The sequence below is a fragment of the Desulfocurvibacter africanus subsp. africanus DSM 2603 genome (genome assembly GCF_000422545.1).
Classification (GTDB): domain Bacteria; phylum Desulfobacterota; class Desulfovibrionia; order Desulfovibrionales; family Desulfovibrionaceae; genus Desulfocurvibacter; species Desulfocurvibacter africanus.
This window is the reverse complement of record NZ_AULZ01000014.1, coordinates 1-22,988: the sequence shown is the minus strand read 5'-3', so window position 1 is coordinate 22,988 and position 22,988 is coordinate 1. Positions and strand designations below refer to the sequence as shown.

20 protein-coding genes and 2 tRNA genes are annotated in these 22,988 nt (G+C 55.7%); 11 read left to right on the top strand and 11 right to left on the bottom strand.

The window, feature by feature from the left end; genetic code table 11:
- Window positions 1-301: 301 nt before the first annotated feature.
- Genes H585_RS0110660 through H585_RS0110650 form a run of 3 tightly spaced genes read right to left on the bottom strand, consistent with a single transcriptional unit; the run spans window position 302 to window position 4,114 of the window.
- On the bottom strand, window positions 302-1,807 hold the full coding sequence (locus tag H585_RS0110660; RefSeq protein ID WP_027367805.1) for a carboxypeptidase M32: 1,506 nt from the start codon (window positions 1,805-1,807) through the stop codon (window positions 302-304).
- A 3-nt stretch (window positions 1,808-1,810) separates the two neighbouring features.
- Window positions 1,811-2,125 carry a carboxymuconolactone decarboxylase family protein gene (locus H585_RS0110655; protein ID WP_005983536.1) on the bottom strand — a complete coding sequence of 105 codons (315 nt, stop codon included), beginning with the start codon at window positions 2,123-2,125 and terminating at the stop codon, window positions 1,811-1,813.
- Between the two features lie 51 nt (window positions 2,126-2,176).
- The gene (locus H585_RS0110650) at window positions 2,177-4,114 is read right to left on the bottom strand and encodes a CocE/NonD family hydrolase (protein ID WP_034627838.1); all 1,938 of its coding nucleotides are present in this window, start codon (window positions 4,112-4,114) and stop codon (window positions 2,177-2,179) included.
- Window positions 4,115-4,206: 92 nt separating this feature from the next.
- On the opposite strand from H585_RS0110650, the gene H585_RS0110645 reads away from it, so the two are divergent.
- Window positions 4,207-4,692, top strand: a complete 486-nt coding sequence (locus H585_RS0110645; protein ID WP_027367803.1) for a hypothetical protein — start codon at window positions 4,207-4,209, stop codon at window positions 4,690-4,692.
- A gap of 199 nt (window positions 4,693-4,891) precedes the next feature.
- Here the strand turns inward: H585_RS0110645 and H585_RS0110640 are convergent, their stop codons facing one another.
- From H585_RS0110640 to H585_RS0110620, 5 genes are all read right to left on the bottom strand, one after another.
- A complete protein-coding gene (locus H585_RS0110640) occupies window positions 4,892-5,626 on the bottom strand; it encodes a tetratricopeptide repeat protein (protein WP_237707624.1) in 735 nt (244 codons plus the stop codon).
- A gap of 296 nt (window positions 5,627-5,922) precedes the next feature.
- Window positions 5,923-7,203, bottom strand: a complete 1,281-nt coding sequence (locus H585_RS0110635) for a replication-associated recombination protein A (RefSeq protein ID WP_027367802.1) — start codon at window positions 7,201-7,203, stop codon at window positions 5,923-5,925.
- On the bottom strand, window positions 7,200-7,946 hold the full coding sequence (locus H585_RS0110630) for a 16S rRNA (uracil(1498)-N(3))-methyltransferase (protein ID WP_051183083.1): 747 nt from the start codon (window positions 7,944-7,946) through the stop codon (window positions 7,200-7,202). The genes H585_RS0110635 and H585_RS0110630 overlap by 4 nt, the downstream gene beginning before the upstream one ends.
- 8 nt (window positions 7,947-7,954) lie before the next feature.
- Window positions 7,955-9,040: a glycine cleavage system aminomethyltransferase GcvT gene (gcvT, locus tag H585_RS0110625; RefSeq protein ID WP_027367800.1), complete on the bottom strand. Its 1,086-nt coding sequence runs from the start codon at window positions 9,038-9,040 to the stop codon at window positions 7,955-7,957.
- Window positions 9,041-9,088: 48 nt separating this feature from the next.
- Window positions 9,089-10,840: a hypothetical protein gene (locus H585_RS0110620; RefSeq protein ID WP_014261033.1), complete on the bottom strand. Its 1,752-nt coding sequence runs from the start codon at window positions 10,838-10,840 to the stop codon at window positions 9,089-9,091.
- A 481-nt stretch (window positions 10,841-11,321) separates the two neighbouring features.
- On the opposite strand from H585_RS0110620, the gene H585_RS0110615 reads away from it, so the two are divergent.
- From H585_RS0110615 to H585_RS0110605, 3 genes are all read left to right on the top strand, one after another.
- Entirely contained in the window at window positions 11,322-12,308 is a 987-nt protein-coding gene (locus H585_RS0110615; protein WP_027367799.1) for a GAF domain-containing protein, read from the top strand.
- Window positions 12,309-12,394: 86 nt separating this feature from the next.
- A complete protein-coding gene (gene mreB / locus H585_RS0110610) occupies window positions 12,395-13,420 on the top strand; it encodes a rod shape-determining protein (RefSeq protein ID WP_014261031.1) in 1,026 nt (341 codons plus the stop codon).
- Window positions 13,421-13,482: 62 nt separating this feature from the next.
- The gene (locus H585_RS0110605) at window positions 13,483-14,271 is read left to right on the top strand and encodes an inositol monophosphatase family protein (RefSeq protein WP_027367798.1); all 789 of its coding nucleotides are present in this window, start codon (window positions 13,483-13,485) and stop codon (window positions 14,269-14,271) included.
- 54 nt (window positions 14,272-14,325) lie between these two features.
- Here H585_RS0110605 and H585_RS0110600 read toward each other — a convergent pair whose 3' ends face one another.
- A complete protein-coding gene (locus H585_RS0110600) occupies window positions 14,326-14,889 on the bottom strand; it encodes an NUDIX hydrolase (RefSeq protein WP_034627835.1) in 564 nt (187 codons plus the stop codon).
- Window positions 14,890-14,923: 34 nt separating this feature from the next.
- Between H585_RS0110600 and rimI the strand changes: the two genes are divergently transcribed.
- The 6 genes from rimI (at window position 14,924) to H585_RS0110570 (ending at window position 18,142) form a co-directional block, all read left to right on the top strand.
- On the top strand, window positions 14,924-15,469 hold the full coding sequence (gene rimI / locus H585_RS0110595; protein WP_027367796.1) for a ribosomal protein S18-alanine N-acetyltransferase: 546 nt from the start codon (window positions 14,924-14,926) through the stop codon (window positions 15,467-15,469).
- Window positions 15,470-15,471: 2 nt separating this feature from the next.
- Window positions 15,472-16,659 carry a phosphoglycerate kinase gene (locus H585_RS0110590; protein ID WP_420834584.1) on the top strand — a complete coding sequence of 396 codons (1,188 nt, stop codon included), beginning with the start codon at window positions 15,472-15,474 and terminating at the stop codon, window positions 16,657-16,659.
- Complete coding sequence (gene tpiA / locus H585_RS0110585; protein ID WP_027367794.1) at window positions 16,656-17,411, top strand: triose-phosphate isomerase; 756 nt, start codon at window positions 16,656-16,658, stop codon at window positions 17,409-17,411. Before H585_RS0110590 ends, tpiA begins: the two co-directional genes overlap by 4 nt.
- Window positions 17,412-17,448: 37 nt before the next feature.
- Window positions 17,449-17,847, top strand: coding sequence for a preprotein translocase subunit SecG (gene secG, locus H585_RS0110580; RefSeq protein WP_014261025.1), 399 nt, complete (start codon window positions 17,449-17,451; stop codon window positions 17,845-17,847).
- Window positions 17,848-17,866: 19 nt separating this feature from the next.
- Window positions 17,867-17,951 (top strand) — tRNA-Leu (locus H585_RS0110575).
- A 106-nt stretch (window positions 17,952-18,057) separates the two neighbouring features.
- Window positions 18,058-18,142 (top strand) — tRNA-Leu (locus H585_RS0110570).
- 741 nt (window positions 18,143-18,883) lie between these two features.
- Here H585_RS0110570 and ftsY read toward each other — a convergent pair.
- Together ftsY and purU are read right to left on the bottom strand one after the other, a co-directional pair.
- Entirely contained in the window at window positions 18,884-20,314 is a 1,431-nt protein-coding gene (ftsY, locus tag H585_RS0110565; RefSeq protein ID WP_027367793.1) for a signal recognition particle-docking protein FtsY, read from the bottom strand.
- A gap of 85 nt (window positions 20,315-20,399) precedes the next feature.
- The gene (gene purU, locus H585_RS0110560; protein ID WP_014261023.1) at window positions 20,400-21,260 is read right to left on the bottom strand and encodes a formyltetrahydrofolate deformylase; all 861 of its coding nucleotides are present in this window, start codon (window positions 21,258-21,260) and stop codon (window positions 20,400-20,402) included.
- Between the two features lie 227 nt (window positions 21,261-21,487).
- On the opposite strand from purU, the gene asnS reads away from it, so the two are divergent.
- Window positions 21,488-22,870, top strand: a complete 1,383-nt coding sequence (asnS, locus tag H585_RS0110555) for an asparagine--tRNA ligase (RefSeq protein ID WP_027367792.1) — start codon at window positions 21,488-21,490, stop codon at window positions 22,868-22,870.
- Window positions 22,871-22,988 lie beyond the last annotated feature (118 nt).

The window sequence follows — 22,988 nt, the reverse complement described above, 5'->3', positions numbered from 1 at the left end:
TTTATGACGCCCGCTCCGGCGTTGACGGCGCAAGTGAATTGCGCCTACGCCTACGCGGCGGCAAGCCATGCCGACGCATGGCTTGCAGAGCATTTTCAAAAGCAAAATGCTCTAAAGAGAGGAGAGCCCGGCTGTAGTGCTCCCTAGAAATCAAGCCAAATATTGCAGCCTTGCGCCCGATACTCCGTTTGGTCCATTTGCAAGCTGCTTTGAAAATAATGAAAGCACCCGAAGGTGATTACCTTCGGGTGCTTTCCTAAGCCTCGCGTAATAGCGTGATCCGCTGCATGGCTTGGCAATTCTATAAATAATACGCTCGCTCGCATCTGGCCGTGAGGTGCTCAACCAGGTAGCGCGCATCTGGCTCCTGGCCGGTGACGCGCTGCACGAGGTCGCGGGCGAGCAGGGTCTTGCCGCGGGAATGGATCTCCCGGCGCAGCCAGCCCAGCAACGGCGCGAACTCGCCTCGCGCGAACATATCTCCCATGTCGCCCAGCTCTTGCTGCGCGGCGGCGAAGAACTGGGCTGCGTAGATGTTGCCAAGTGTATAAGTCGGAAAGTAGCCGAACAGGCCGCCGGACCAGTGCACGTCCTGCATGACGCCCTTGGCGTGGCAGGGCGGCTTGAGGCCGAGGTAGTCCTGCATTTTTCCGTCCCAGGCCTCGGGCAGGTCGGCCACGACGAGCTTGCCGCGCATGACCGCCAGCTCCAGATCGAAGCGCAGCATGACGTGCAGGTTGTAGGTCAGTTCGTCGGCCTGCACGCGGATGTAGCCGGGCTGCACACGGCTGACCCAGCGCTGGGCGTCATGAGCGGAAACATCGCGCAGGGCGGGAAATATCATCTGAAAGTACGGCTGGAAAAAAGCCCAGAAACCAGGTGAGCGGCCCACGAAGTTTTCCCACATGCGCGACTGGGATTCATGGACGCTCAGAGAGGCATATTCCCCGCGCGGCGTTCCGTGATGCTCCTTGGGCTGACCCTGACTGTACATGGCGTGACCGGCCTCATGTACGACCGAGAATAGGGCGTCGGTGAAGTCTTGTGGATCGTAGCTGGTGGTAATGCGCGCGTCGCCTGGGCCGATGCACGTGGAGAAGGGGTGCATGGTGGTGTCCAGTCTGCCGGCGTCGAGATCGTAGCCCAGCCTGGCGGCCACGGCCATGCAGGCGCGTTCCTGGTCGATAAGGGGATAGTCCTTGCCGACCACTACGGTTTTAGGCTGCTCCAGGTCGCGCAGGCGATCAAGAAGCTTCACCGTGGCTACGCGCAGGGCGCGAAAAACGGGCTCGATTTCGGCGGCCTTGGCGCCCGGCTCGTAATCGTCAAGCAGGGCGTCATAGGCTTCGTGCTCGTATCCCAGAACCTCGGCTTGCTCCTTGCGCAAGCCCACCAGTTCCACGAGGCTCGGCTGGAACGCGGCCCAATCACTCTGGGGTTTGGCCTTTTCCCAGGCCGACTGGCCGTGAGCCTGGGCCTTGGCCAAAGCCACGGCCAGGCTCTCGGGGATCTTGACGGCCTTATCGTAGGAACGCCTCCATTCACGCACGTTGACCGCTTCGGCCGATTCGGGTTCGGTCACAAGATCCGTGCCTTCCACGGCCGCCAGCCATTCGCCTGCGCGCGGATCGGTCTCGCGCTGATGGTGGATGCGCGCCAGAGTCGCGATCTGCTCGGCGCGGTTGTCGTGACCCTTGGGCGGGATGTGCGTGCGCTGATCCCAGTGCAAAAGCCCCATGGTCGTGCCCAAGTGGGCTAGTTCGCGGCTCCAGGCCAGCAGCTTGCCATAGGCTTCGCGCGACTGCATGGGCTATTTGCCCTCCTCCATGTCTTCGAGCCAGCTGAGCACCGCGGCTACGTTGGGGAAACCTATGGTCGGGATGGTCAGCAGCACGGCATGGCGGATTTCATCGAGTGTCGCGCCCGCGGCCATGGCCCGGCGTGCGTGGCTGTGCACTCCGCCTTCGGAGCGGATGGCCGCGCAGGCCGTGAGTTGCACGAGATGCCCTGTCTTCTCGTCCAGGGGGCCGGCCTTGAGGGCCTCGTCCCGAGCCTGGTCGAGGAGGGCGATGACTTTGCCGTAACGGTCCTTGATGCGTTGGAAATTCTTGGGCAGCTGTTCCATGATCGCCTCCGTGATACAAGTGAACCGGCAAAGGACCGGTATTTTTTCAAACTAGCGTGGTATGATGGGCAATTCAAGTCTTGAGGCGTGCTCGCCGCCCCAAAGCACGCGGATGATCGGCGCCTCGGCATCGGGCAGGCGCGCAAATTGGTCCGCATCGTGGCCGGCGATGGCCAGACGGATGCGGTGGCCCTGGCGCACCAGGGCCGAGAGAGGCAACATAGCGAAGCGCAGCCTGGCCGGCTTGCCGGGCGTGAGCTGTTCGCCGTCGGCACGCAGAAAGGTGTGGTACGGCCCGTTCAGGACATAGGGCGGCACGTCGTCCGAAATCTTGCGGTGCAGGGCGCGCAGCATGCCCTCGGACAGGTAGCGCACGGTTTCGTCGGGCGCCACGTCCTCCAGGTAGGCGAAGAAGTGGCCGTCCGTGGCCGTGCTCGTGATCCACAGATCCGCCACGGGAGTGCCCGTGATCTCCAGGTCGGCGGGCAGCGGGGCACTCTCGTAGACCAGCAGCTTGCGGTCGGCCTCGGCCCGGTCGGGATAGGCCACGTCGCTACGTGAAAGCTGCGTGCGCCAGCGATTGAGCGGGCCGCTGCCAGCCGTGAAGTCCACCACGTATTCGTCGACCCCGACGTGATTCGTATCATTCCAGGCGAGGCTATGGCCCGGACTCAGGCGGAGCGCGCGCATGACCGCGCCTTCCGGCGGCCAGACCGGGCTGCGTTTCCAGGTTTCCTCGCCCATGGTGTAGTAAACGATTTCCTGTGCCGGCATGTCGCCGTGGCCCTTGAGCCAGTAGTCCAGGAAACGGCGTTGTTCCATGAGCTGAACCAGTGGGCTTGGGTCCGTTTCCTTATTCTGGTCCTGGTAGGGGCTGACATGTTTGCCGCCGCCGTGATTCCATGGTCCAATGACAGCGCGCCTAGGGCTATCCAGGCTGGCGAAGCGATGCAGAAGCGAGGCCGCGTAGGCTCCGTCGAACCAGCCACCCCAGGCGTATACGGCCACATCGTTGCGCTGCGTCTCGCCAAGGAATGTGTGAGGGCTGAAACCATCCACATCCGTGCCGGCCTCGTCCGCCACGTCGTCACGATACGTCACGCCTCGGGACGCGGCGTAGATGTCCAGGTTGTCGGCGTGTCCGGCCACGGCCTGGGCAAGCAACTCGCGACCGGACGGCCCGTCCCCGTCGGGCTCCACCGGCGCCACGCCGAGCGCAGCCAGACGGGCCAGAAAGCTTGATTCCTCGGGCAGACGATTGGCATCCAGATCGTTGTTGAGCTCGCCCCAGCGCCGGACGAACCACTCGTTGAACACCCCGCCCGGAAAGGCAATATCCGTGTACACATCGTACAGGCTGAAGCGCGGAAGCACGGCCTTGAGCGCGGGGTGGCCCAGGATGGAACAGAATTCCGCCGCCGTGCCCACATAGGATGCGCCGCTGGCCGCAATGCGGCCATTGGACCAGGGCTGTGCCACGATCCAGTCCATGACTTCGCCATAGTCGAGCACCTCATCGGAAGACCACGGATGCAGCTGTAGACCAAAGGACGCGCCCGAACCGCGCACGTCGACGTCCACCACTGCGTATCCGCTGCCGCAAAAAAACTCTCGGAACAGGCTTGGTCCGCGCAACCGATTTAAAGGACCACGCAGGTCCACGGCCCGCCAGTAGCGGGTAGGCCGCAGGATGGCTGGCGCAAGCTCCTGAACTTGGCCTAAGGCGATCTTTTGGGGCAGATGCACGTCCACGGCAATGCGCACGCCGTCGCGCATGATAAGGTAGAAAGAGTTCGTGATTGGTGGGCCGTAGTCCGGCTCCTGTTCGTTTGTCTGGGCCCGTCCGCCGAAAACCTCTACCATATGTTGGTAATCCTGCTCGGTGGGGCGGGTGTCGTCACCGCAGGCCGAAGACAGCGACATCAGGAGCAGCGCAAGCCAGATCCGCAAGCCGGCCCTGGCCCGCCTTGATATTTCCATGCTCGACATACATGTTTTTCCTTGATGCTGGTCAAGAGCCGCCTACCATATGGACTAAAATGCAGGGCCGGGCAAGACCCGGCGCATGCGCGGAGGCTGGCATGGCCCGCAAACTCGTCCTGGTTGCTCTGGCACTGCTTGCGTCGGTTTTGGCCGCTCAAGCCGCAGGCGTCCATCCCAAGGGGCCGCAGCCGCAGGGGTTCACTCCCTTTGGCTGGGGGCAGCCCATCCCCTCAGGCCGCGATGTGGAAGTCGTGGAGAGCGACGGCCGCACCCTGTTCCTGCGCTTGCCCAATCGGCAGATACGCATCGGCGAGGCGGATATCATGGACGCGCTGTACGGCTTCCGCGACAATAAGTTCTACGCTGCAGTGCTGACCTTTCGGGGCTTTACCCAATACCGCCGGCTGCGTTTTGCCCTGGAGACCATGCACGGCAGCGCCGACGATGAGGATAACTATGCAAAGCACTACATATGGCGCTGGGAAGATGTGCAGGTGCGCCTGACATGGAATATGGGAACCGGGTACGGCAATGCAGTATATATTTTTCTGCCATTGGCGGAGGATGGCGAGAGGGACGGATGAGCGCTTTGTTGAGTTAGCGGTTGTCCGGTAGCTGCCAAGGCTGGTGACAAAGACTAAGAGTCTGCCGCTGATGATTTTTGTCTGGTCACGCGGTTACGGTCAGGCAAGAAACCTAGCGTCCAAGCGAAAATCAACTATTCGCAGACTAACAAGGATCTCATTCGGCTTTAGCTTCTTGCAATGTTGTTGATGACATGCATTAGCTGAATGTAAAATCCATGCAGCCTTTCTTTTCCAGGTACTTTTTAAAGGCTATTGCTTCAGCAAAATCTGGCTTCAAAGCGAGTGCCTTTTTAACGTACTCGGCGGCTTTTTCTAATTGGCCTTTCTCAAGGTAGGCTCTCGCTACATTCAGAAAAAGGTTTTCATCATTTTCTGCTAATTCCAAGGCCTTCTCGTAGTATTTGACTGCTTCATCCAACATGTTTTTCCTTCGCAACGCCATTCCAAACTCATTGAAAAGGTGCTTATGCTCCTGAGTCAAGCCGCGTTTAAGTTTTGAAAGCTTGTTGAAGATCAAATTGGACTCTTCGGCGCGTCCTACGGAGAGATACGTTATGCCAAGCCCGAAGGCCGCTCGAACATTCCGCTCATCTACAGCCAAGGCCTTTGCATAGCATGTTTCTGCGAGATCGTACTCACCGCTATCACGGTGTCGGTCTCCTTCTTCAACTTTCTTTAGCACCAGAAAATCCCAGAGTTCTACCTCTGGGGTAAATTTCTCGTAAAAAATTGCCATGCTGACGTTTTTGGGACTGCCCATGGGACGTAGATCTGAGCCGAGCAATCGCAAACTAACGCAGCCATCGCGTGTATCATCGGCAACCCAGTAGCATTTATTTTCGGTTTTACCTTTTGCAGGGCCAAAGCCGATGGACGTACGAGACGCCGTGGAAAAAATCCCCTGTACGAATTCCGCCTTCTTGTCATCCATGTAAGGATCCCTATCAGCGCGAAACACCATGCTACCTACTTAGCAGGATAGCCTTGAAATCAGCAGACGTCAGCCCATTCGATTAGCGCACCAATCGCTTTCGGATAATTGGAGCCGGACAGCGCGAGCGCGAACATGCATTGGATCTGAAGTTATTTCGGTAGATGGAGGCATATCGTTACTTTCACGACATGTAAATGAGTCAATAGACTTTGAGATAGCACAAAGAGCAGTTATTGTGGACAGGACTTGTTGGTAATAATCGAAGAGGATCGAGCAAAGAGGAAGGTTAATGATTACTTGCCGGTGCCTCCAGGGAAAGGTCTGGCAGATTGTTTGTTTGCTGCCCGCCGCAATCGTTGGGCATGCTGCTGCAAAAGAGAGCGTTCAACACCGTGTTCTTTGGGCTGATAGAAGCGTCTGCCAGTAAGGGTTTCGGGCAAATAAATCTGCTCTGCCCAGCCCTCTGGAAAATTGTGGGGGTACTTGTAATCCTTGCCGTAGCCCCATTCACGTTGCAAGCGAGTAGTGGCATTGCGCAAATGCAATGGCACGGGTTGCAAGCCGTTTTCACGAATTTCAGACTGGGCTGCGAGATAGGCCGCGTATGAGGAATTGCTCTTGGGAGCCAAGGCCAAGTATACGGCAGCTTCGGCCATAGGAATGAAGCCCTCGGGCATGCCGACCATTTCCACGGCCTGTTGGCAGGCTACGGCCAAAGACAGCGCCTGAGGATCGGCCAATCCAACGTCCTCGGATGCCGAAAGTATAAGCCTGCGGCAGATGAAGCGCGGGTCCTCTCCGCTCTCTAGCAGGCAGGCCATGTAGTATAGCGCGGCGTCCGGATCAGATCCCCGGATGGACTTGATCATGGCGGAAGCGAGCTCGTAATGGCTATCGCCACCGCGATCACCGCGTTGAATCACCTCGGGCAGAGCCGGCCGCAATGCCTGTGGCTCACGCTTTTCGGGCGGCAACTCAGCTACGTATTCCAAAAGATTGAGCAGCGTACGAGCATCCCCACCGGAGACTCCCGCCACCAGCCGTCGGCTTTCCTCTGGTATCTCCAAATTCAAGGCCCTAAGACCTCGATTTGTAATCTCCAGCAAATCTGGATCAGCCAGAGGCATGAGTCGCAGTACGTGTAATCTTGAAAGGAGCTGACGCGTAACCGAGAATGACGGGTTTTCAGTGGTCGTGGCGATGAGTGTGACTTCGCCATTTTCTAGTTGAGGCAGAAAGAAATCTTGTTGGGCCTTGCTGTAGCGGTGCACCTCGTCAAGAATCAGGAGGTCCACGCCTGAAAGTTGCTTGCGCAGTTCGGCCAAGCCGGTCTCGGGGGCGCTGACCCGGCGATATGGCCTACCCGTGGAACGGGCCAGAAGCAGAGCCAGTGTGGACTTTCCACTGCCTGGTGGACCGAAAAGGAGCAGGCTGGGCAGGCGTTTCGCCCGAAGCAGCGCTTCCAGTTTGCTCTTGAGGTGGCGCTGGCCAACGAATTCGTCAAGATCAGCCGGCCTGATGCGCTCGGCCAGCGGTGTGCGGCCAGTGCTGCTGTCCAGTACCTGTTTCTTCACGGCTGGGCCAGCTTGTCTGGCAACTGTTGCTTGGCCCAGAAAGCTAATCCCATGCCCAACAGTGCCGCCGTCTCCCAGCGCAATACACGGCTACCCAAGCTGCGCGTCATGAATCCCGCCGATATGAGCGTTTCGGCCTCGGCCCTCTCCAGGCCGCCTTCCGGTCCCAAGACCATGAGCACATTGCCCTTTCCACCCAGATCAAGAACAGGGTCGATGAGTTTCTCTCCTGGAGCTTCCCAGAGCAAAAAGCGTCGAGGATAGCGTTTGGATGCATCAACAAGAGATTTCAGATCACTTAACGTGGCCAATTCCGGCAGCCAAGGATTCGCGCATTGCTTGGCAGCCGCCACGAGCTTGGGCTGCCAGCTATCCTTGGGCTGCTCAGGCACATGGCCTTGACTCCGACCAGCCTGCCAGAACCAAAGACCGGCTACTTCCAACTCGACGGCCTTTTCCAGCAGCCAGTCACGACGGCCGGCTTTATTCCAACCCAGAGCCACGACAAGCTCGGTTTGGAGTCGGTCGTGAACTGTTACGGATTTTAATTCTAACAGCGCGCCTTTTCGATCCGCAGATATAAGCCGAAACAAGCCATCTCGACCTTGACCGTCGAAGAGTCGGACAGTTGCCCCGAGAGGAGTACGCAGCACCTTAATCAGGTGCTGCGTTTCGCCGCTGTCGAGAACAAACGGTTCATTCCAACGCTCGGGAGGGCAGTAGAAGGAATTGATTCGACCCATGTCTTTTACTAATCGATTTTCATGCGAGCTGTGCCGTTCTTATAGAAAGGCAGCTCGACCCTCGTGGCGCATAACTCGCTGCGCTGGGCCTGCACAAGATATTCTTTATTGTCGGCAGCAGATGCATCCACATAAGCCAAAGCAATGCAGTGGCCTAGAGATGGCGAGAATGAGCCACTCGTGACCACGCCAACGACTGTGCCGTCGCGGAGGGCGACTTTGTCGCCGTGGCGCGCGCTACGGCGACCAGGTATTTCCAGAGGTATGAGCTTCTCGCGCACTACATCCAGCTTGCCCTTGCCGATGAATTCCGCGGGAGAATTCATAAGGAACCCATAGCCGGCCTCTACTGGAGTATGCATGATGTCCAGGTCCTGCCCGTATAGAGGATAGCCCAACTCAAGTCGTAAGGTATCTCGGGCGCCAAGGCCTGCAGCTTTGACTTCGGGCAGACTTGCCAGCTTGTCCCAGGCCTCCAAGGCCTTGCTGACGTCCAGATAGAGCTCAAAGCCAAGCTCTCCCGTATAACCAGTGCGGCTGACGAGCACGGATGTGCCGGAGTAGGTGGTGCGCTCAAAGCTGAAGTATTTTAAGTGACTGCATTTCTTGCCAAGAAGAGCCTCAATGGCATGGATGGATAACGGACCTTGCACATCGATTTTAGCCACATTAGCCGACGCATTCTCTAGGGAAAGACCTGCAGGAAGATGTGATTTGATCCATTCGAAGTCCGAACGTTCGCAGGCGCCGTTGACCACGAGCATGTATTCATCTTGAGCAAGACAATAGATGATGAGATCATCCAGAACGCCCCCGTGCTCATTGAGCATAAAGCCGTAGCGGCATTTGCCGGGCTGCAGCGTATCAAGGTTGTGGGTTACGACCTGGCTCAGGGCTTTGGCTGCGCCCTGTCCACGCAAATAAAACTCGCCCATGTGGCATATGTCAAAAATCGAAACCTGCTGCCGAGTATGCTGGTGCTCCGCGAGAATGCCTGCATACTGCACGGGCATTTCCCAACCGGCGAAATCCACCATTTTGGCGCCATGCGCCTTATGCCAGGAGTTGAGCGGCGTGATCTTAAGCGTGTCCAAAGTAATCCTCCCGTATCAATTTTAATCGAGCTTCCGGCTCGGGCGTGTTCACATGGCCGTAGTCAATGCGGGGGCGGGGTTGCGTTCCCGACGGGATTTACGGATGGAGCGAAACTCGTCCAGCAAAGAAACCAAGCGACTGTATAGTTTCTTGGTTTTTTTGCCGTACTCGGTCAACTCATCATCTTCTTTTTCAAAATAATTTCTTAGCAGATAGCGGTCGCTGAGTATTTGTTCGCCGATGGCCAGTACGTTCCCAACTAATTCATCAAAATAGTTTACGATTTCGAATTTAAGGTCGTTGAGCACATCAGTCATGACCTGAAGCATCTCAAGATAAGAAACCTTCTTGCCTTTGTATTCTCGATCAAGGAGATCTTCCAGCAGCTTCACCTTTCTCGCCTGCTGGATATAGCTGTATTTAGCCCAGACCTCTTGGTAGAGGTCATGTAGATCATTAAAAGTGTCATAATTATCTGGATTTAGGAGGTAGCTGTCCAGGGCTTTCACCACTCCGGCATAGAACTCGTCCGAATAGCCTATGATGCGCCTTTGGTGCTTGGAAAGCCAAGAATATAGGAATTTTAGGCGCTTGTCATGTGTATCAGTATCCTTGACAATCTCCTGGCGTTTGAACGTGATGATCCCCATGTATTCGCCTCGGACAATGTCTGTCAGGCGCAATATCATATTGTAGGTGTCTTTTATTATATTTAAATCGCTGAGCACCTCGCCCGTGAGGGGATGGATAACTTCCTGGCGCAGCACTGACAATGCCCTGTCTTCCCGCACGTTGAAGGGGTTGAAGCGGTGCTGCTTATAAAGGATGCGCAGAATGATGACCCGCTTCTCCTCGTCCACGAAGAACCCGTCTCGCTTGAGTATGGCCAGAGCTTCCTTTTGTTCCTTATCCACGGATACCAAGGCGACCTTTTCTGCGCGAGGATAGTGTTTGGCTCGCGGATGGCTGTAAAGTGTGGTGATGGTTCTATCCGACTGACCTAGGACTCTGATTAGGAACCGTTCACCCATCCGGAAGAGCCTGCGAGAAAAAAGGGCGGAGGAAGTACGCCGTTCGGACACGATAGGGAAGCCGTAGAGTTCCATCAAGAACTGGTAAACGAACAGCCGGTTGCGTTCATAAAGGCAGTTGTCGCCTGGTCGAAATTTCTTGATCTTGAAGCCAAAGCGTTTGATCTCGGAATCCAGATCTGATGGGAAAGAAGCATAAACGCCTGAAAGGTAGAACTCGCCATTGCGGTCTGTAGACATGACCTGGCCGCGCTCCAACTGCAGCAGATACTCGAGAAGCACTGGATAGTGCTCCAGGTATGAAATGTCCTTGCCGCCAAATTGCTGCATAAACTTTTCGTGGCTTTTTCGGGGAAGGCGGCTACGAAAAGTTTGCAGATTTTGCGCACCAACCGTGTTCAACAATGGGCAAGCTACGCCACCACTTGTCTCTGGCAAGTCGAGGATATTGTGGACGCGATCAAACTGGAAAATCTCATGCAATGAATCGATAGGGCGTTCAAACGCCACCATACTAAAGCCTGGAAGCTCCTTGAATTCGAAGAGGTCCACTTCGAAGGAAGGCAAAAGCTCACGGGACTCGACCAGAGGATAATTCTCGTGCTCAAAATAAGGTTTCAGAAGGCAATATTTGATATGCACGACATCCAGGAAGCGCTTCAAAGCATCAAGGGTATTGATATGCAAAATCCCCTCAATGGCCTTGCCATTGTCCTTCCAGGCAATACCGGCGCTTCTGGTGAAAGCCTCTTCCCAGATCATGGCCATGAGAGTATTCTCTCCTCCAATGTGCGTGCCCGCTTCGACTACCGTGGCCTGCGTGTTGTCGTGATAAGTTCCTGTCGTGCCCCCGTGGGTCCCGCTTCGCGCGTTCGCCTCCAAGGCCCGTATTCTAGTCATCGAAGGCAGCAAATGACAATACTATCCTCGATCCATATCCAAGAACAAGTTAATCCCTTTATGCCGCGTGATGTCTTGCGTATTTGCATCTCCCATGGCGCACGATGGTAATGCTGTTCCATGAGTAGGTTTGGTAAGCCATTGGAAAAAAGCTCTTCCAGCAAACCAGAAAACATGGCATGAATCAGGAGGTGCTGATCAAAACTCGAATTTGATATATGGCACTTATGTTTCTGTATTGGGGTGTTGGTAATGCTACCTGGTTACCTATTCCTTTGAAACGTAAGCAGGCACTATATACCCCCGAGCACATCGTCCTGGGTGTGCTAGTAAAGCTAGAATAGCTAAAATGACAACTCTTATTTCACTGGACAAGCAAACTTATCTCGATCAGATACTACGCATTGTATGCAATGTCTTCGATGCACATTCAGCTGTATTGTTCCTGCAAGTTGGCGAAGATCAATATCGCATTAATTCTTTTTTCAGCCTGAGCGACTCCATTCGCCATGATGTCATCCTTACAACCGGCACAGGTCTGACAGGCTGGATCATACGTAATAACAAGCCCTTGCTCATTAACAACTTCGACCGGGCTAAGGGGCATCTCGGGTACTATGCAGCAGGTGAGGAATCCGAGATCAGAGCTTTTATGGGTTGTCCATTAGATCAAGGACTGGGCGTGCTGTGTCTCGACAGTAAGAGGACCTACTCGTTCAGCGACAAGGATCAAAAGATATTGCATCAGTTCGTCAGGCTAGTGGATACACTTATTGCCGAATTCAAGCATTTGACTGCTGAATGTACCGAGCAGCGTTTCTATCAAGGGTTGAAGCTCTTGTGCGAACTTCACGATAAATTTTCGAGTTGGCTGGCTTACCTGACCAATTTTTTAAGTCTTCTTTCAGGCGTCACCGGTTTTTCCCATTGCTTCCTTGCAGTCTGTGATGCGCAGGGAAAATTTTTTTCCGTGGAGAGCAGCAATAAGGAACTCGTGCTCGGAGTCGACGAATTGAATCAGCAGTTCACAATGGAGAACGGTCTGATAGGTTGGGTTTTTCGAAATGGCGCACCAATCTTCGCCAGTAAGAAGGATCTGTCCTCACCTTCGGCATCCTTGCTCGGCCCAGGTGTCCCGCTCCCGGACTTCGCTAGCGTTGCCTGCGTGCCGGTGGCAATCCATAAACGCACTAGAGGCGTCATCGTGCTCGCCAGTGTCACTCCCCAATCGACTGGCAGGGAACTGCGAGCATTTCTAAAGATTGTTGCGTCTAATTTATCTATATTTCTTGAGAACCTATACTTGAGAAACCGATTGACCTGTTCTGGCGGCTAACGATAGGAAATAGCGGTCTTACAACCTAGCGCCTCCCTGCGAAACCCCGCCATCGGGGTCACACTCTAGCCAGCGGAATCAGTGATATGCTCTTCGGTAGGCTTTTTGGTTTATTCGGCAAAGACTTGGCCATGGACCTGGGGACTGCCAATTCGCTCATCTATCTCCCGAGTGAGGGCATAGTGCTCAATGAGCCGTCGGTAGTGGCCATAGACAAGCGCGAGGGCAAAATCATCGCCGTAGGCCGTGAAGCCAAGGATTATCTTGGGCGAACGCCAGAGCGCATCCGGGCCATACGTCCTCTCAAGGATGGCGTTATCGCGGATTTTGAAGTCACAAGGCAGATGATTTCCTATTTCATCCGCAAGGTCACGCGTGGCTATCAAGCTATCAAGCCTCGTATTATTATTGCCGTGCCGACAGGCATTACCCAAGTCGAGAAGCGAGCGGTCATCGAATCGGCCCAGCTTGCCGGTGTGCGTGAGGTGCGCCTAATCGAGGAGCCAATGGCTGCAGCCATTGGTGCCGGACTGCCTATTGATAAGGCTATTGGCAACATGGTCGTGGATATCGGTGGCGGTACTACTGAGGTCGCAGTCATCAGTCTGTCGGCCGTTGCTTACTCTGAATCGGTGCGTGTGGCAGGTGATGAGCTCAACGAATCGATTCAGCGCTATATTCAAGACCGTTTCAAGCTGCTCATCGGTGAAAATATGTCTGAAAGGATTAAAATGCAGATCGGTTCGGCCATGCCGCTGCCGGAGCCGCTCAGCATGAGTATTTCCGGCAAAAACGTGGTCAATGGTACGCCGACAACGATCACCGTTACTGATGAGCACATCCGAGAGGCCATTGCCGATCCGGTTAATACTATCGTCTCTTCCGTGCGCAAGGCTCTGGAGAAGACGCCGGCAGAACTGGTCGCCGACATTGCCGATAATGGCCTTCTGCTGGCTGGTGGGGGAGCGTTACTCAAAGGGTTGGATCGACGTATTGCCGAGGCAACCGATCTCAACGTCCGTCTGGATACCGATCCCTTGACAACCGTTGTCCGGGGAACCGGTAGGACAATGGAGCAGATGAAAGCTTACAAGGCTGTTTTCATTAATTAGTCTGGCAGAATTCACACACGCCTACCTAAAGATTCCACAGGTCCTGTGCACGGAGACCCGGCATGACATCTAGTTCTCGAAGCAACCTGTTGCGTCAAGCTGAGGCGGTTGTTCGAGACGCCGGTGCCATCATTACCGCGGATTGGCGCAAGCCTAAGGAAGTGTACCATAAGGGGCGCATCGACCTTCTTACACGCACCGATATGGCTGTGGAGGCATTCCTCAAGGAACACCTGCAGCGTGTGCTTCCAGAGGCGAATATTCTGGCCGAAGAAACAGCCAATACCACCGTACCGGGCGAGTTGACCTGGATTATCGATCCCGTGGATGGAACCACCAATTTCGCTCACGGCTTTCCTTTTGTCGCGACCTCCGTGGCCTTATGGTGCAACGGCCGCGTCGTGCTCGGCATTGTTAATGCGCCGTTGCTCGGAGAGTGCTTCACAGCCGTGGAGGAGGAGGGCGCTTGTCTCAATGGACAACCATTCTCCGTCTCATGTCAAGATGATTTGGAGTTGTCGCTTATCGCTACTGGTTTTCCCTATGGCATTAAAGAGAAGATTAACTCCGTCATGACTAACTTGGAGCGTATGCTCTTGCAGACGCAGGGTGTGCGCAGAGCAGGGTCAGCAGCCCTCGATTTGGCCTTTACGGCCTGCGGTCGTTTCGATGGATTCTATGAGTCGGACTTAAAACCTTGGGATACTGCCGCTGGTTGGCTACTGGTCAAAGAAGCTGGTGGTCAGGTTTCCACCTATGACAGCAAGGTTGCATATACACTGGGCGCTCCGACTATCCTGGCCAGCAACGGACGAATCCATGAGGCTATGAGTGATCTGCTCAAGGACTGATGAATCAGATGATTGCATCTGTCTGGTCAGATTGGTCCGAAGTTTTGGCGACTGCTAAAAGGTACGAAAGGGAAAAATGAGCCCGTTTTCCCAAAAGTATGCCAGCCCAGGAGTCAGTAGGTCGCGAAAATTGACTACCAAGCTCTCAAGTTCTTGCTCATCCACGAAGTAACCACCGGCCAGTTCCAGGGGCGCGGGAGCGGGATGCTGATTAATTTTGCCCGCTGAGTAGAGCGAGACAAATTCCCAGCCTGTGTTGGGGCCAGCTCCCACACGCTGCTTGAGTTTCAATGAATCCAATTGGATGCCAAGCTCTTCCTGAAGTTCGCGCAGGGCTGCATCTTCGCAGGATTCGCCGGCCTGGACATGACCAGAGGCTGATATATCCCAGCGTCCAGGGTAGAGTGCTTTGGCTTGGCCGCGTTTTTGAAGAAAAATCTTGCCCTGAAGATTGTAGAGCAGGACCATCACTGAGCGATGCCGCAAACATTGTTTGTGCACTTCCTGGAGAGGCATCACAGCTATGGGCCGGTCCTTTTCGTCCACCACTTCCACGAGTTCGGAAGCAGGGGAGTGAAAAGACTTCAAATTTCTTTTTAATGATTTTGGGACAGTCATGATCAATTCGCTCAGTACCGTTGAGGATGGAAGCATGCCTAGGCATGAAGGTCAAGCGAAGACCGCACCCGCCAAGACGAGAGCTGCGCTGGCCGAAGCCATGGACCTGCGTAGACTTGGGCCGGAACACTCAGGTCTGGTGGCAGATCTGGAACGGCTTTGTTTTCCAACGCCCTGGAACGCGGAGCAGTTGCGCCAAGGCATGGAGCAAGGCAGCATCAGAGTGTACGGAGTCTTAGCTGCAGGAAAGCTATTGGGATACCTTTCCTATTATGCCGTCGGCGATGAAGCCGAAGTGGTCAATTTTGCCGTTGGTTCGGTTTGGCGCAGACAAGGCAAGGGTCGAGCGCTTTTGGGCCATGTATTGCAAAAATGGCGCGAAGAAGGCATACGTGTTGGGTTCCTGGAGGTGCGTGCCTCCAATGAGGCTGCCATTCACCTCTATACTTCGTGCGGTTTTCGCCAGATGGGAGTGCGGAGAGGCTACTATCCGGAAACCGGCGAGGATGCTCTGCTTTTAAAGTTGACCCTTGCGGACCTGCCCGGTCCGGTAGAGCGAACTGAAAGGAGATACCCGTGAGCATGCGCTTCCTCGATCAAATGAATATCAAGGGCAAGCGGCTTCTCATTCGCGTGGATTATAACGTGCCCATCAAAAACGGAACGGTTCAGGACGATACCCGCATCAAAGGCAGTCTGGAAACAATCCAATATTGCCTGGACAAGGGAGCGGTACTTGTCTTGTGCTCCCACCTTGGCAAGCCCAAGGGCAAACCGGACCAGGCCTTTTCGTTGAAACCGGCAGCCCAGCGCTTGTCGGAGCTCATCGGCCGCAAGGTTCAAATGGCTCCAGACTGCGTTGGTCCTGAAGTCGAGAAGATGGTTCAAGCCCTCAAGCCGGGCGATGTGCTTCTGCTTGAGAATTTGCGGTTCCATGAAGGCGAAACCAAAAATGATCCGCAGTTCAGCGCCGCTCTTGCAAAGATGGGCGAAATATTCGTCAATGATGCTTTTGGCACTGCCCATCGTGCACACGCTTCCATGGTCGGCGTGACAAAGCACATTTCCCAGTGCTGCGCAGGCTTCCTGCTCAAAAAAGAATGGGAGTACATTGGCGAAAACCTTGGCGAGCCCCAACGGCCATATGTTGCCATCTCTGGCGGCGCAAAAGTTTCCTCCAAGTTGGCTGTCCTGTACCGATTGCTGTCCCAGGTTGACGCCCTCGTTATCGGCGGGGCCATGGCCAATACCTTCCTCTTGGCTCAGGGCTATTCCGTGGGCAAGTCCCTGGTTGAATCGGATCTGCTGGATGAAGCCAGGAAGATCATGAATGAAGCCAAAACGCGCGGAGTTGAGCTGCATCTGCCTACGGATGTCGTGCTGGGACATGGTCTTGATGACAAGCATTCCACGGGGACGGCAGATGTCAACTCAATTCCTGGAGACGCCATGGTATTGGACATCGGACCCAAGACTCGCGAGCAGTATGCCAAGGCAGTAGCCAAAGCTAAGACGGTCATGTGGAATGGCCCCATGGGAGCCTTCGAGAATCCCGCCTTCGCCGAGGGTTCCATAGCCCTGGCCAAGGCGGTTGCCGGTCTCACGGATGCCCTGACCGTTGTGGGTGGGGGCGACACCGATGCTTTGGTGCACAAGACTGGTATGGCCGATAAGTTCAGCTTCATCTCTACTGGCGGCGGCTCCTTCATGGAATTTCTGGAAGGCAAGGAACTCCCGGCCTTTGCGGCCTTGCAGGAGTGTGGCCGATGATAAAACTGATGGCTGCCAACTGGAAGATGTACAAGACTAGGCCAGAAGCCTCAGATACCGCCAGGGATCTGGTTAAAAGTCTGGAAGCCATGCTGCCGGACGATCGTGAAGTTCTCGTTTTCCCTCCCTTCACTGCGCTTTATGCCGTGGGCGAGGCTTTCAAAGGGCGCAAGAACTTCTCCTGGGGCGCACAGAATTTCTATCCCAAGGAGGAGGGTGCCTACACGGGCGAGATCTCACCGCGTATGCTTGCCGAACTTGGCTGCACGTATCTCCTGACCGGACATTCCGAGCGCAGGCATGTTTTTGGGGAAGGCGATGGCTTGGTGGCGGATAAGACCACCTTGGGTCTTGCCCAAGGCTTCAGGGTGGTTATGTGCATTGGTGAGACCATTGAGGAGCGACGGGGCGGCAAAGTCGAAGAGATTCTCAAGAACCAACTTGACAAAGGTCTGTCAGGCGTGGATAAATCCCTCTCCCCCGAGCGGCTCTCCATTGCTTATGAGCCTGTTTGGGCCATCGGCACCGGAGAAGTGGCAAGGCTTGATGACATTGTCCAGGCCCACAGCTTCATCCGGCAACAGCTCGGAAAGGCCTTTGGTGAAAGAGGACAAGAGATGCGTATCCTCTACGGAGGTAGCGTCAAGCCAGACAATGCCTCTGAAATCCTCGGCCTTGACAATGTGGATGGAGTACTGGTAGGAGGCGCGAGCCTGAAGGCCGACAGCTTCAGCCGCATCGTCCTGGCCTAATTGAACCTTTCACGCAAGTGCAAGACAAGGAACGAACTTGACGGCTCTGGTTCTGACTCTCCATATCCTGGTATGCATCATCCTTATTTTGATGGTGCTTCTCCAGTCCGGCAAGGAAGGCATGGGCGTGATTTTTGGTGGCGGCAGCCAGTCCTTTTTCGGAAGCTCTGGCGCAGGCAGCTTACTGGCCAAAATCACTGCTGTGTGCGCCGCCATTTTTTTGCTCACATCCTTGGGCTACAATCTGTTGCTCAAGGAGCGTGTCCGGGAGGGAGATTCCCTCATGCGCGGTGTGACCACCGAGCAGCCGACGGCTGCTCCCGAACAAGAGAAGCCGGCTGTGACCTTTGAAGAGCCGAGCAGCTCCCCGACGACGCAGGGCGCTCAACAAGCTCCGGAAGCGAAACCCGCCCCGGAAGGACAGCAGGCACAGTAGTTTTATAGTTCGATGGCAAGCGGAAGTGGTGGAATTGGTAGACACGCTATCTTGAGGGGGTAGTGGCAATTGCCGTGGGGGTTCGAGTCCCCCCTTCCGCACCACATAGTATCTGCATGGCGACCTGCGGGTCGCCATGTTTATTGAAGCCCCTGCAATCTCCTCGTGCTGCAGGGCGTTGATCAAAAGTTCTTTCAAAGTGCTCCGCTCGCGGAAGTGGTGGAATTGGTAGACACGCTATCTTGAGGGGGTAGTGGCAATTGCCGTGGGGGTTCGAGTCCCCCCTTCCGCACCATTTTTTTTACCAGAATGCATTTGCATTGTTCGTTCATTCCACGGTCCTATTTATCCAGCAGAGTATCTTGCTTCCAGCAATCTCTCCCGCCCTTATCTATTTACTCATCTTTATACTCCTCGCTTGTATTTAGAGCATTTTGCTTTTGAAAATGCTCTGTAAGCCATGCGTCGGCATGGCTTGCCGCTAGCTTCGGCGTAGGCGCAATTCACTTGCGCCGTCAACGCCGGAGCGGGCGTCTTAAAAGCAATCTGCTCTAATTGCTGAGCAGTGAATCTGGCCAGCTTGTATTTAAGGCTCTCTTTTCCCTTTCTGAGTTTAAAGCAAGCTGCAAATAGCATGATCGTGACCAGCTCGTCGTATGGCAATAGCATCAAAAGATGTCAGGCGGTGAGCGCTGACCGCTTATCGAGCTGGCTAGCATCCGGAAACCAGAGCAGGGTGCTCTATTTATCGCTTAATCTTGCAAAATAAATCCGGATAAATTGGGCTAAGGCCAGTGGCCATAGGCCATGCGCCCTTAGGGCCATTAGTAAAACCTTTCTACAAACCTAGGCCTAATACGGCAGCAGCTATTTCTCAGCTTATTGAAAGTACTTTAAAGCTGCCGTGTACTCTCTGAAGGGAGTGGCTGAAGCCTTGGTAAGCAAAAGGCCTGGCAGAGGATTCTGCCAGGCCTTTTAATATGGACTCGTACTGACCGTAAGGAATGCGCCTGCATTCCATCCACAATGTGGGCCTTTAGGTACCCAGAAGCGCCTGGGCGAAGTCCTTACCGTTGAAGGGTCGCAGGTCCTCCATCTTCTCGCCCAGGCCCACGAAAGTGATGGGCAGGGCGTGCTCTAGGGCGATGGCCACAACGATGCCACCCTTGGCTGTGCCGTCGAGCTTGGTCAAGATGATCTCGTCCACGCCCACGGCTTCACCGAACAGCTTGGCCTGTTGCAGAGCGTTCTGGCCCGTGGTGGCATCCACCACGAGGATGGAGCGGTGCGGCGAGCCTGGATGCTTTTTGCCGCACACGCGCTGAATTTTCTTAAGTTCTTCCATAAGGTTTATCTTGGTATGCAACCGGCCAGCAGTATCCAGCAGCAACAGGTCGTAGCCCTCGCTCACAGCCTTGTCCACGGCCTCAAAGGCCACGGCTGCCGGGTCGGCACCAGCGCCCTTGGAGTAGAAACCCGCGCCCACGCGCTTGGCCCAGATTTCGAGCTGCTCGATGGCCGCGGCGCGGAAGGTGTCACCCGCAGCGATGAGCACCCGGCGACCCTGCATTTGGGCGCGATATGCAAGCTTGGCGATGGTCGTGGTCTTGCCCACGCCATTGACGCCGATCATCATGACCACTTCGGGCGGATTGATCGCTGTGATGCGCTTGGGGGCCTTGAAAATGGTCTCCAGCTCCTCGCGCAGGAATTCCTTGAAGCGCGCCGGATCGTCTGTGCCGGCCTTGCGCACACGATCCCGCAGGCGCTCGATAAGCTTCATGCTCGGCTCGAAGCCCACGTCGGCCATGATGAGGATCTCCTCCAGCTCTTCCCAGAACGACTCGTCGATCTTGGAGTGGCTGGCCATGAGCCCTTCGATGCGCTTGGATATCTGCTCCTTTGTCTTTTCAAGCCCTTCGGAGAGCTTAAGTAGCAGCCGGTTGCGCTCGTCTTCCTCGTCCTCCAGCTCCAGGGCCAGGGCCAGGCGGAATTGCAACTCGGAGCGGAATTCCGGCACGCGCACATATTCCATGTCGTCGAGCCACTTGCGGAAACGCTCCACGAAGTCCTTGGCCTCGGCTTCGGGTGCCTCCAGGGCCTTGAACAGAAAAAGGAGCCTTTCCCAAAGCTGAGGCCCAGCCTTGTCCACGCCTTCGAGCACGATACTCAACCAGATCGACAGGCGCGGCTCGGCCTTGCGCAGGGAAAGCAGCAGATCATTCTGCCAAGCCTCGGCCTTGGGGGGAACCTTCGCGGAAGGCGCGCCGACATCCGCCGGTTTGGGCGCGGTTGGCGCAGCCACGGCCGGGAGAACTGGCTTGACTTGCGCAGGAGGGGCTTTGACCGTAGCTTCGCCAGCCGGAGTTTCCTCCGGCATGCCGCGTTCGGTCTTGTATTCCTCTACGGCTTTGTCCAGCCGCTGGTCCACGTCCCAGAACTTCTTGATCTTGGAGAAAAATCCCATGGAACAATCCTTATCGCTATGGCAGTTGGCAATCGACCCAGATTAATCATATGACGGCTGTCATGCAACCGCCCGCCCTTTTAGCTTAGAAAACCACGGTCTTGTTACCGTCCACTATGATCCTGTCGTCCACATGGCAGCGCACCGCGCGGGCTAGCACCTGGCGTTCCAGGTCGCGGCCCAGGTCCTTGAGGGCCTCGATGTTGTAACGGTGGGAGACGCGCGCCACGTCCTGCTCGATGATGGGGCCGGCGTCCAGCTCCTCGGTGACATAGTGCGCTGTGGCTCCGATGATCTTCACTCCGCGCTCGTAGGCCTGGCGGTATGGGTCGGCGCCGATGAAGGCCGGTAGGAAGGAGTGGTGGATGTTGATGATGCGCCGGGAGTAGGGCGCCACGAACTCTTTAGGCAGAATCTGCATGTACCTGGCCAGCACCACGAAATCAGCCTGGCCGTCCAGCAGCTTGAGCATGGCCTGATCGGCTTCGTGTCTGTTCTCTTTTATAATAGGAATATGATGGAAAGGCACGCCGAAGGACTCCACAGCCTCGCGCAGATCCGGATGGTTGCTGATGACCATGCTGATGTCACAGTGCAATTCGCCGCGCGACCAGCGCCACAAGAGCTCCAGCAAGCAGTGGTCCCAACGCGAGACCAGGATGGCCATCTTCTTGCGTTCCCAGGCGTAATGAATGCGCCAGTGCATATCGAAGCGTGGGGCGACAACCTCGCCGAAGGCTTTTTCCAGCGCGGGTTTGGAGATGTCCAGGTGTGGGGTCTGGAACTCCAGGCGCATAAAAAAGTTGCCGCCCTCGGGATCGCTGGAGTGCTGGTCCAGCGTATTGATGTTCACGTTATGGGAATAGAGGAAACCGGTCACTGCGGCCACGATGCCGGGCTTATCCGGGCAGGTGATGAGCAGCCGGGCGGTGGTCTCAAGGCTCATTACTATGCGCTCCACATTATTATTGATATATGGTGGGGAAATGTCAGCGTCGTTATCGCAAGTGGCCCAGAAGCAACCATTCGTCAAGAAAAACCCTATGCTGAGCCTGGAAGGGGTCATCATCGCCTCGTTTTCGCCCGTTTGGCCTCCTGCGCGATCCTCTTCCCATTTCCCCCGGCTTCAACTAAATCCCGTCGGGACCGCAGTCATCAGCCAAGGAGAAAGACATGCACCGCACGAGCATCAATGAAGCCTTGAACGCCGAGGCTCCTAGAGATTCCATAACACTCATGGGTTGGGTGCGCACGCGCCGCGATGCCAAGGGCTTCTCGTTCCTGGAATTGAACGACGGCTCCTGCCTGGCCAATATCCAGGTCATCGTGGACGAGGGCGTTGCAGATGCCGCGACTCTGAAGATGCTCAATACCGGCAGCGCAGTGAAGGTTCAAGGCATGCTTGTGGAGTCTCCCGGCAAGGGACAGAAGTGGGAAGTGAAGGCCAAGGCCGTTTCGGTTTTCGGCGATGCCGATCCAGAGAGCTTCCCGTTGCAGAAAAAGCGCCACTCGGACGAATTCTTGCGCACAATCGCCCACTTGCGGCCGCGCACCAATAAGTTCGGCGCGCTTTTCCGCATCCGGTCCGAAGCGGCTTTCGCCGTGCATGAATACTTCCGGCGCAATGGCTACTTTTATGTGCAGACGCCTATCATCACCGGAGCGGACTGCGAAGGTGCGGGCGAAATGTTCCGTGTGACCACGCTCGACCCTTCCACGGGCAAACCCGCAGCGGAGAATCCCTTCGAAGGCGATTTTTTCGGGCGTGGAGCGCATCTTACCGTTTCGGGCCAGCTTTCGGCCGAGGTATTCGCCTGCTCCCTGGGCAAGGTATACACCTTCGGCCCGACCTTCCGGGCCGAGAATTCGAATACGCCGCGCCACGCTGCCGAGTTCTGGATGATCGAACCCGAGGTCGCCTTCGCTGATCTGGGCGACAACATGGATCTGGCCGAGAATTTTCTCAAGTCGCTCATCGACCATGTACGCACGCACTGCGCCGCCGACTTGGACCTGTTCGCCAAGTTCGTGGATAAAGACCTGACCGCCTCCCTGGACAACATCATGGCTAAGCCCTTTGTGCGTCTGCCGCACGGCGAATCCATCCAGATTCTTAAGAAATCGGGCAAGCAGTTCGATTTCCCGGTGCAGGACGGCATGGATCTGCAGACCGAGCACGAGCGCTACCTGACCGAGGAGCACTTCAAGCGACCGGTCATCGTTTATGATTATCCTAAGGAGATCAAGGCCTTCTACATGCGCCTCAACGACGACGGCAAGACCGTGGCGGCCATGGACGTGCTCCTGCCGCGCGTGGGAGAAATCATCGGCGGCAGTCAGCGCGAGGAGCGCCTGGACGTGCTTGAGCGCCGGATTGGCGAGCTTGGTCTCGATATGTCCTGCTACTGGTGGTATCTGGAATTGCGCAAGTTCGGCAGCGTGCCGCATGCGGGCTTCGGCATGGGTTTCGAACGCTTCCTGATGATGGTCACGGGTGTGACGAACATCCGCGATGTCATCCCCTTTCCGCGCACGCCCAAGCATTTGGAGTTTTAGCCAACAAAATAGAGCGACTGCCTTTCGAAGGCGATTTTTTCGGGCGTGGAGCGCATCTTACCGTTTCGGGCCAGCTTTCGGCCGAGGTATTCGCCTGCTCCCTGGGCAAGGTATACAC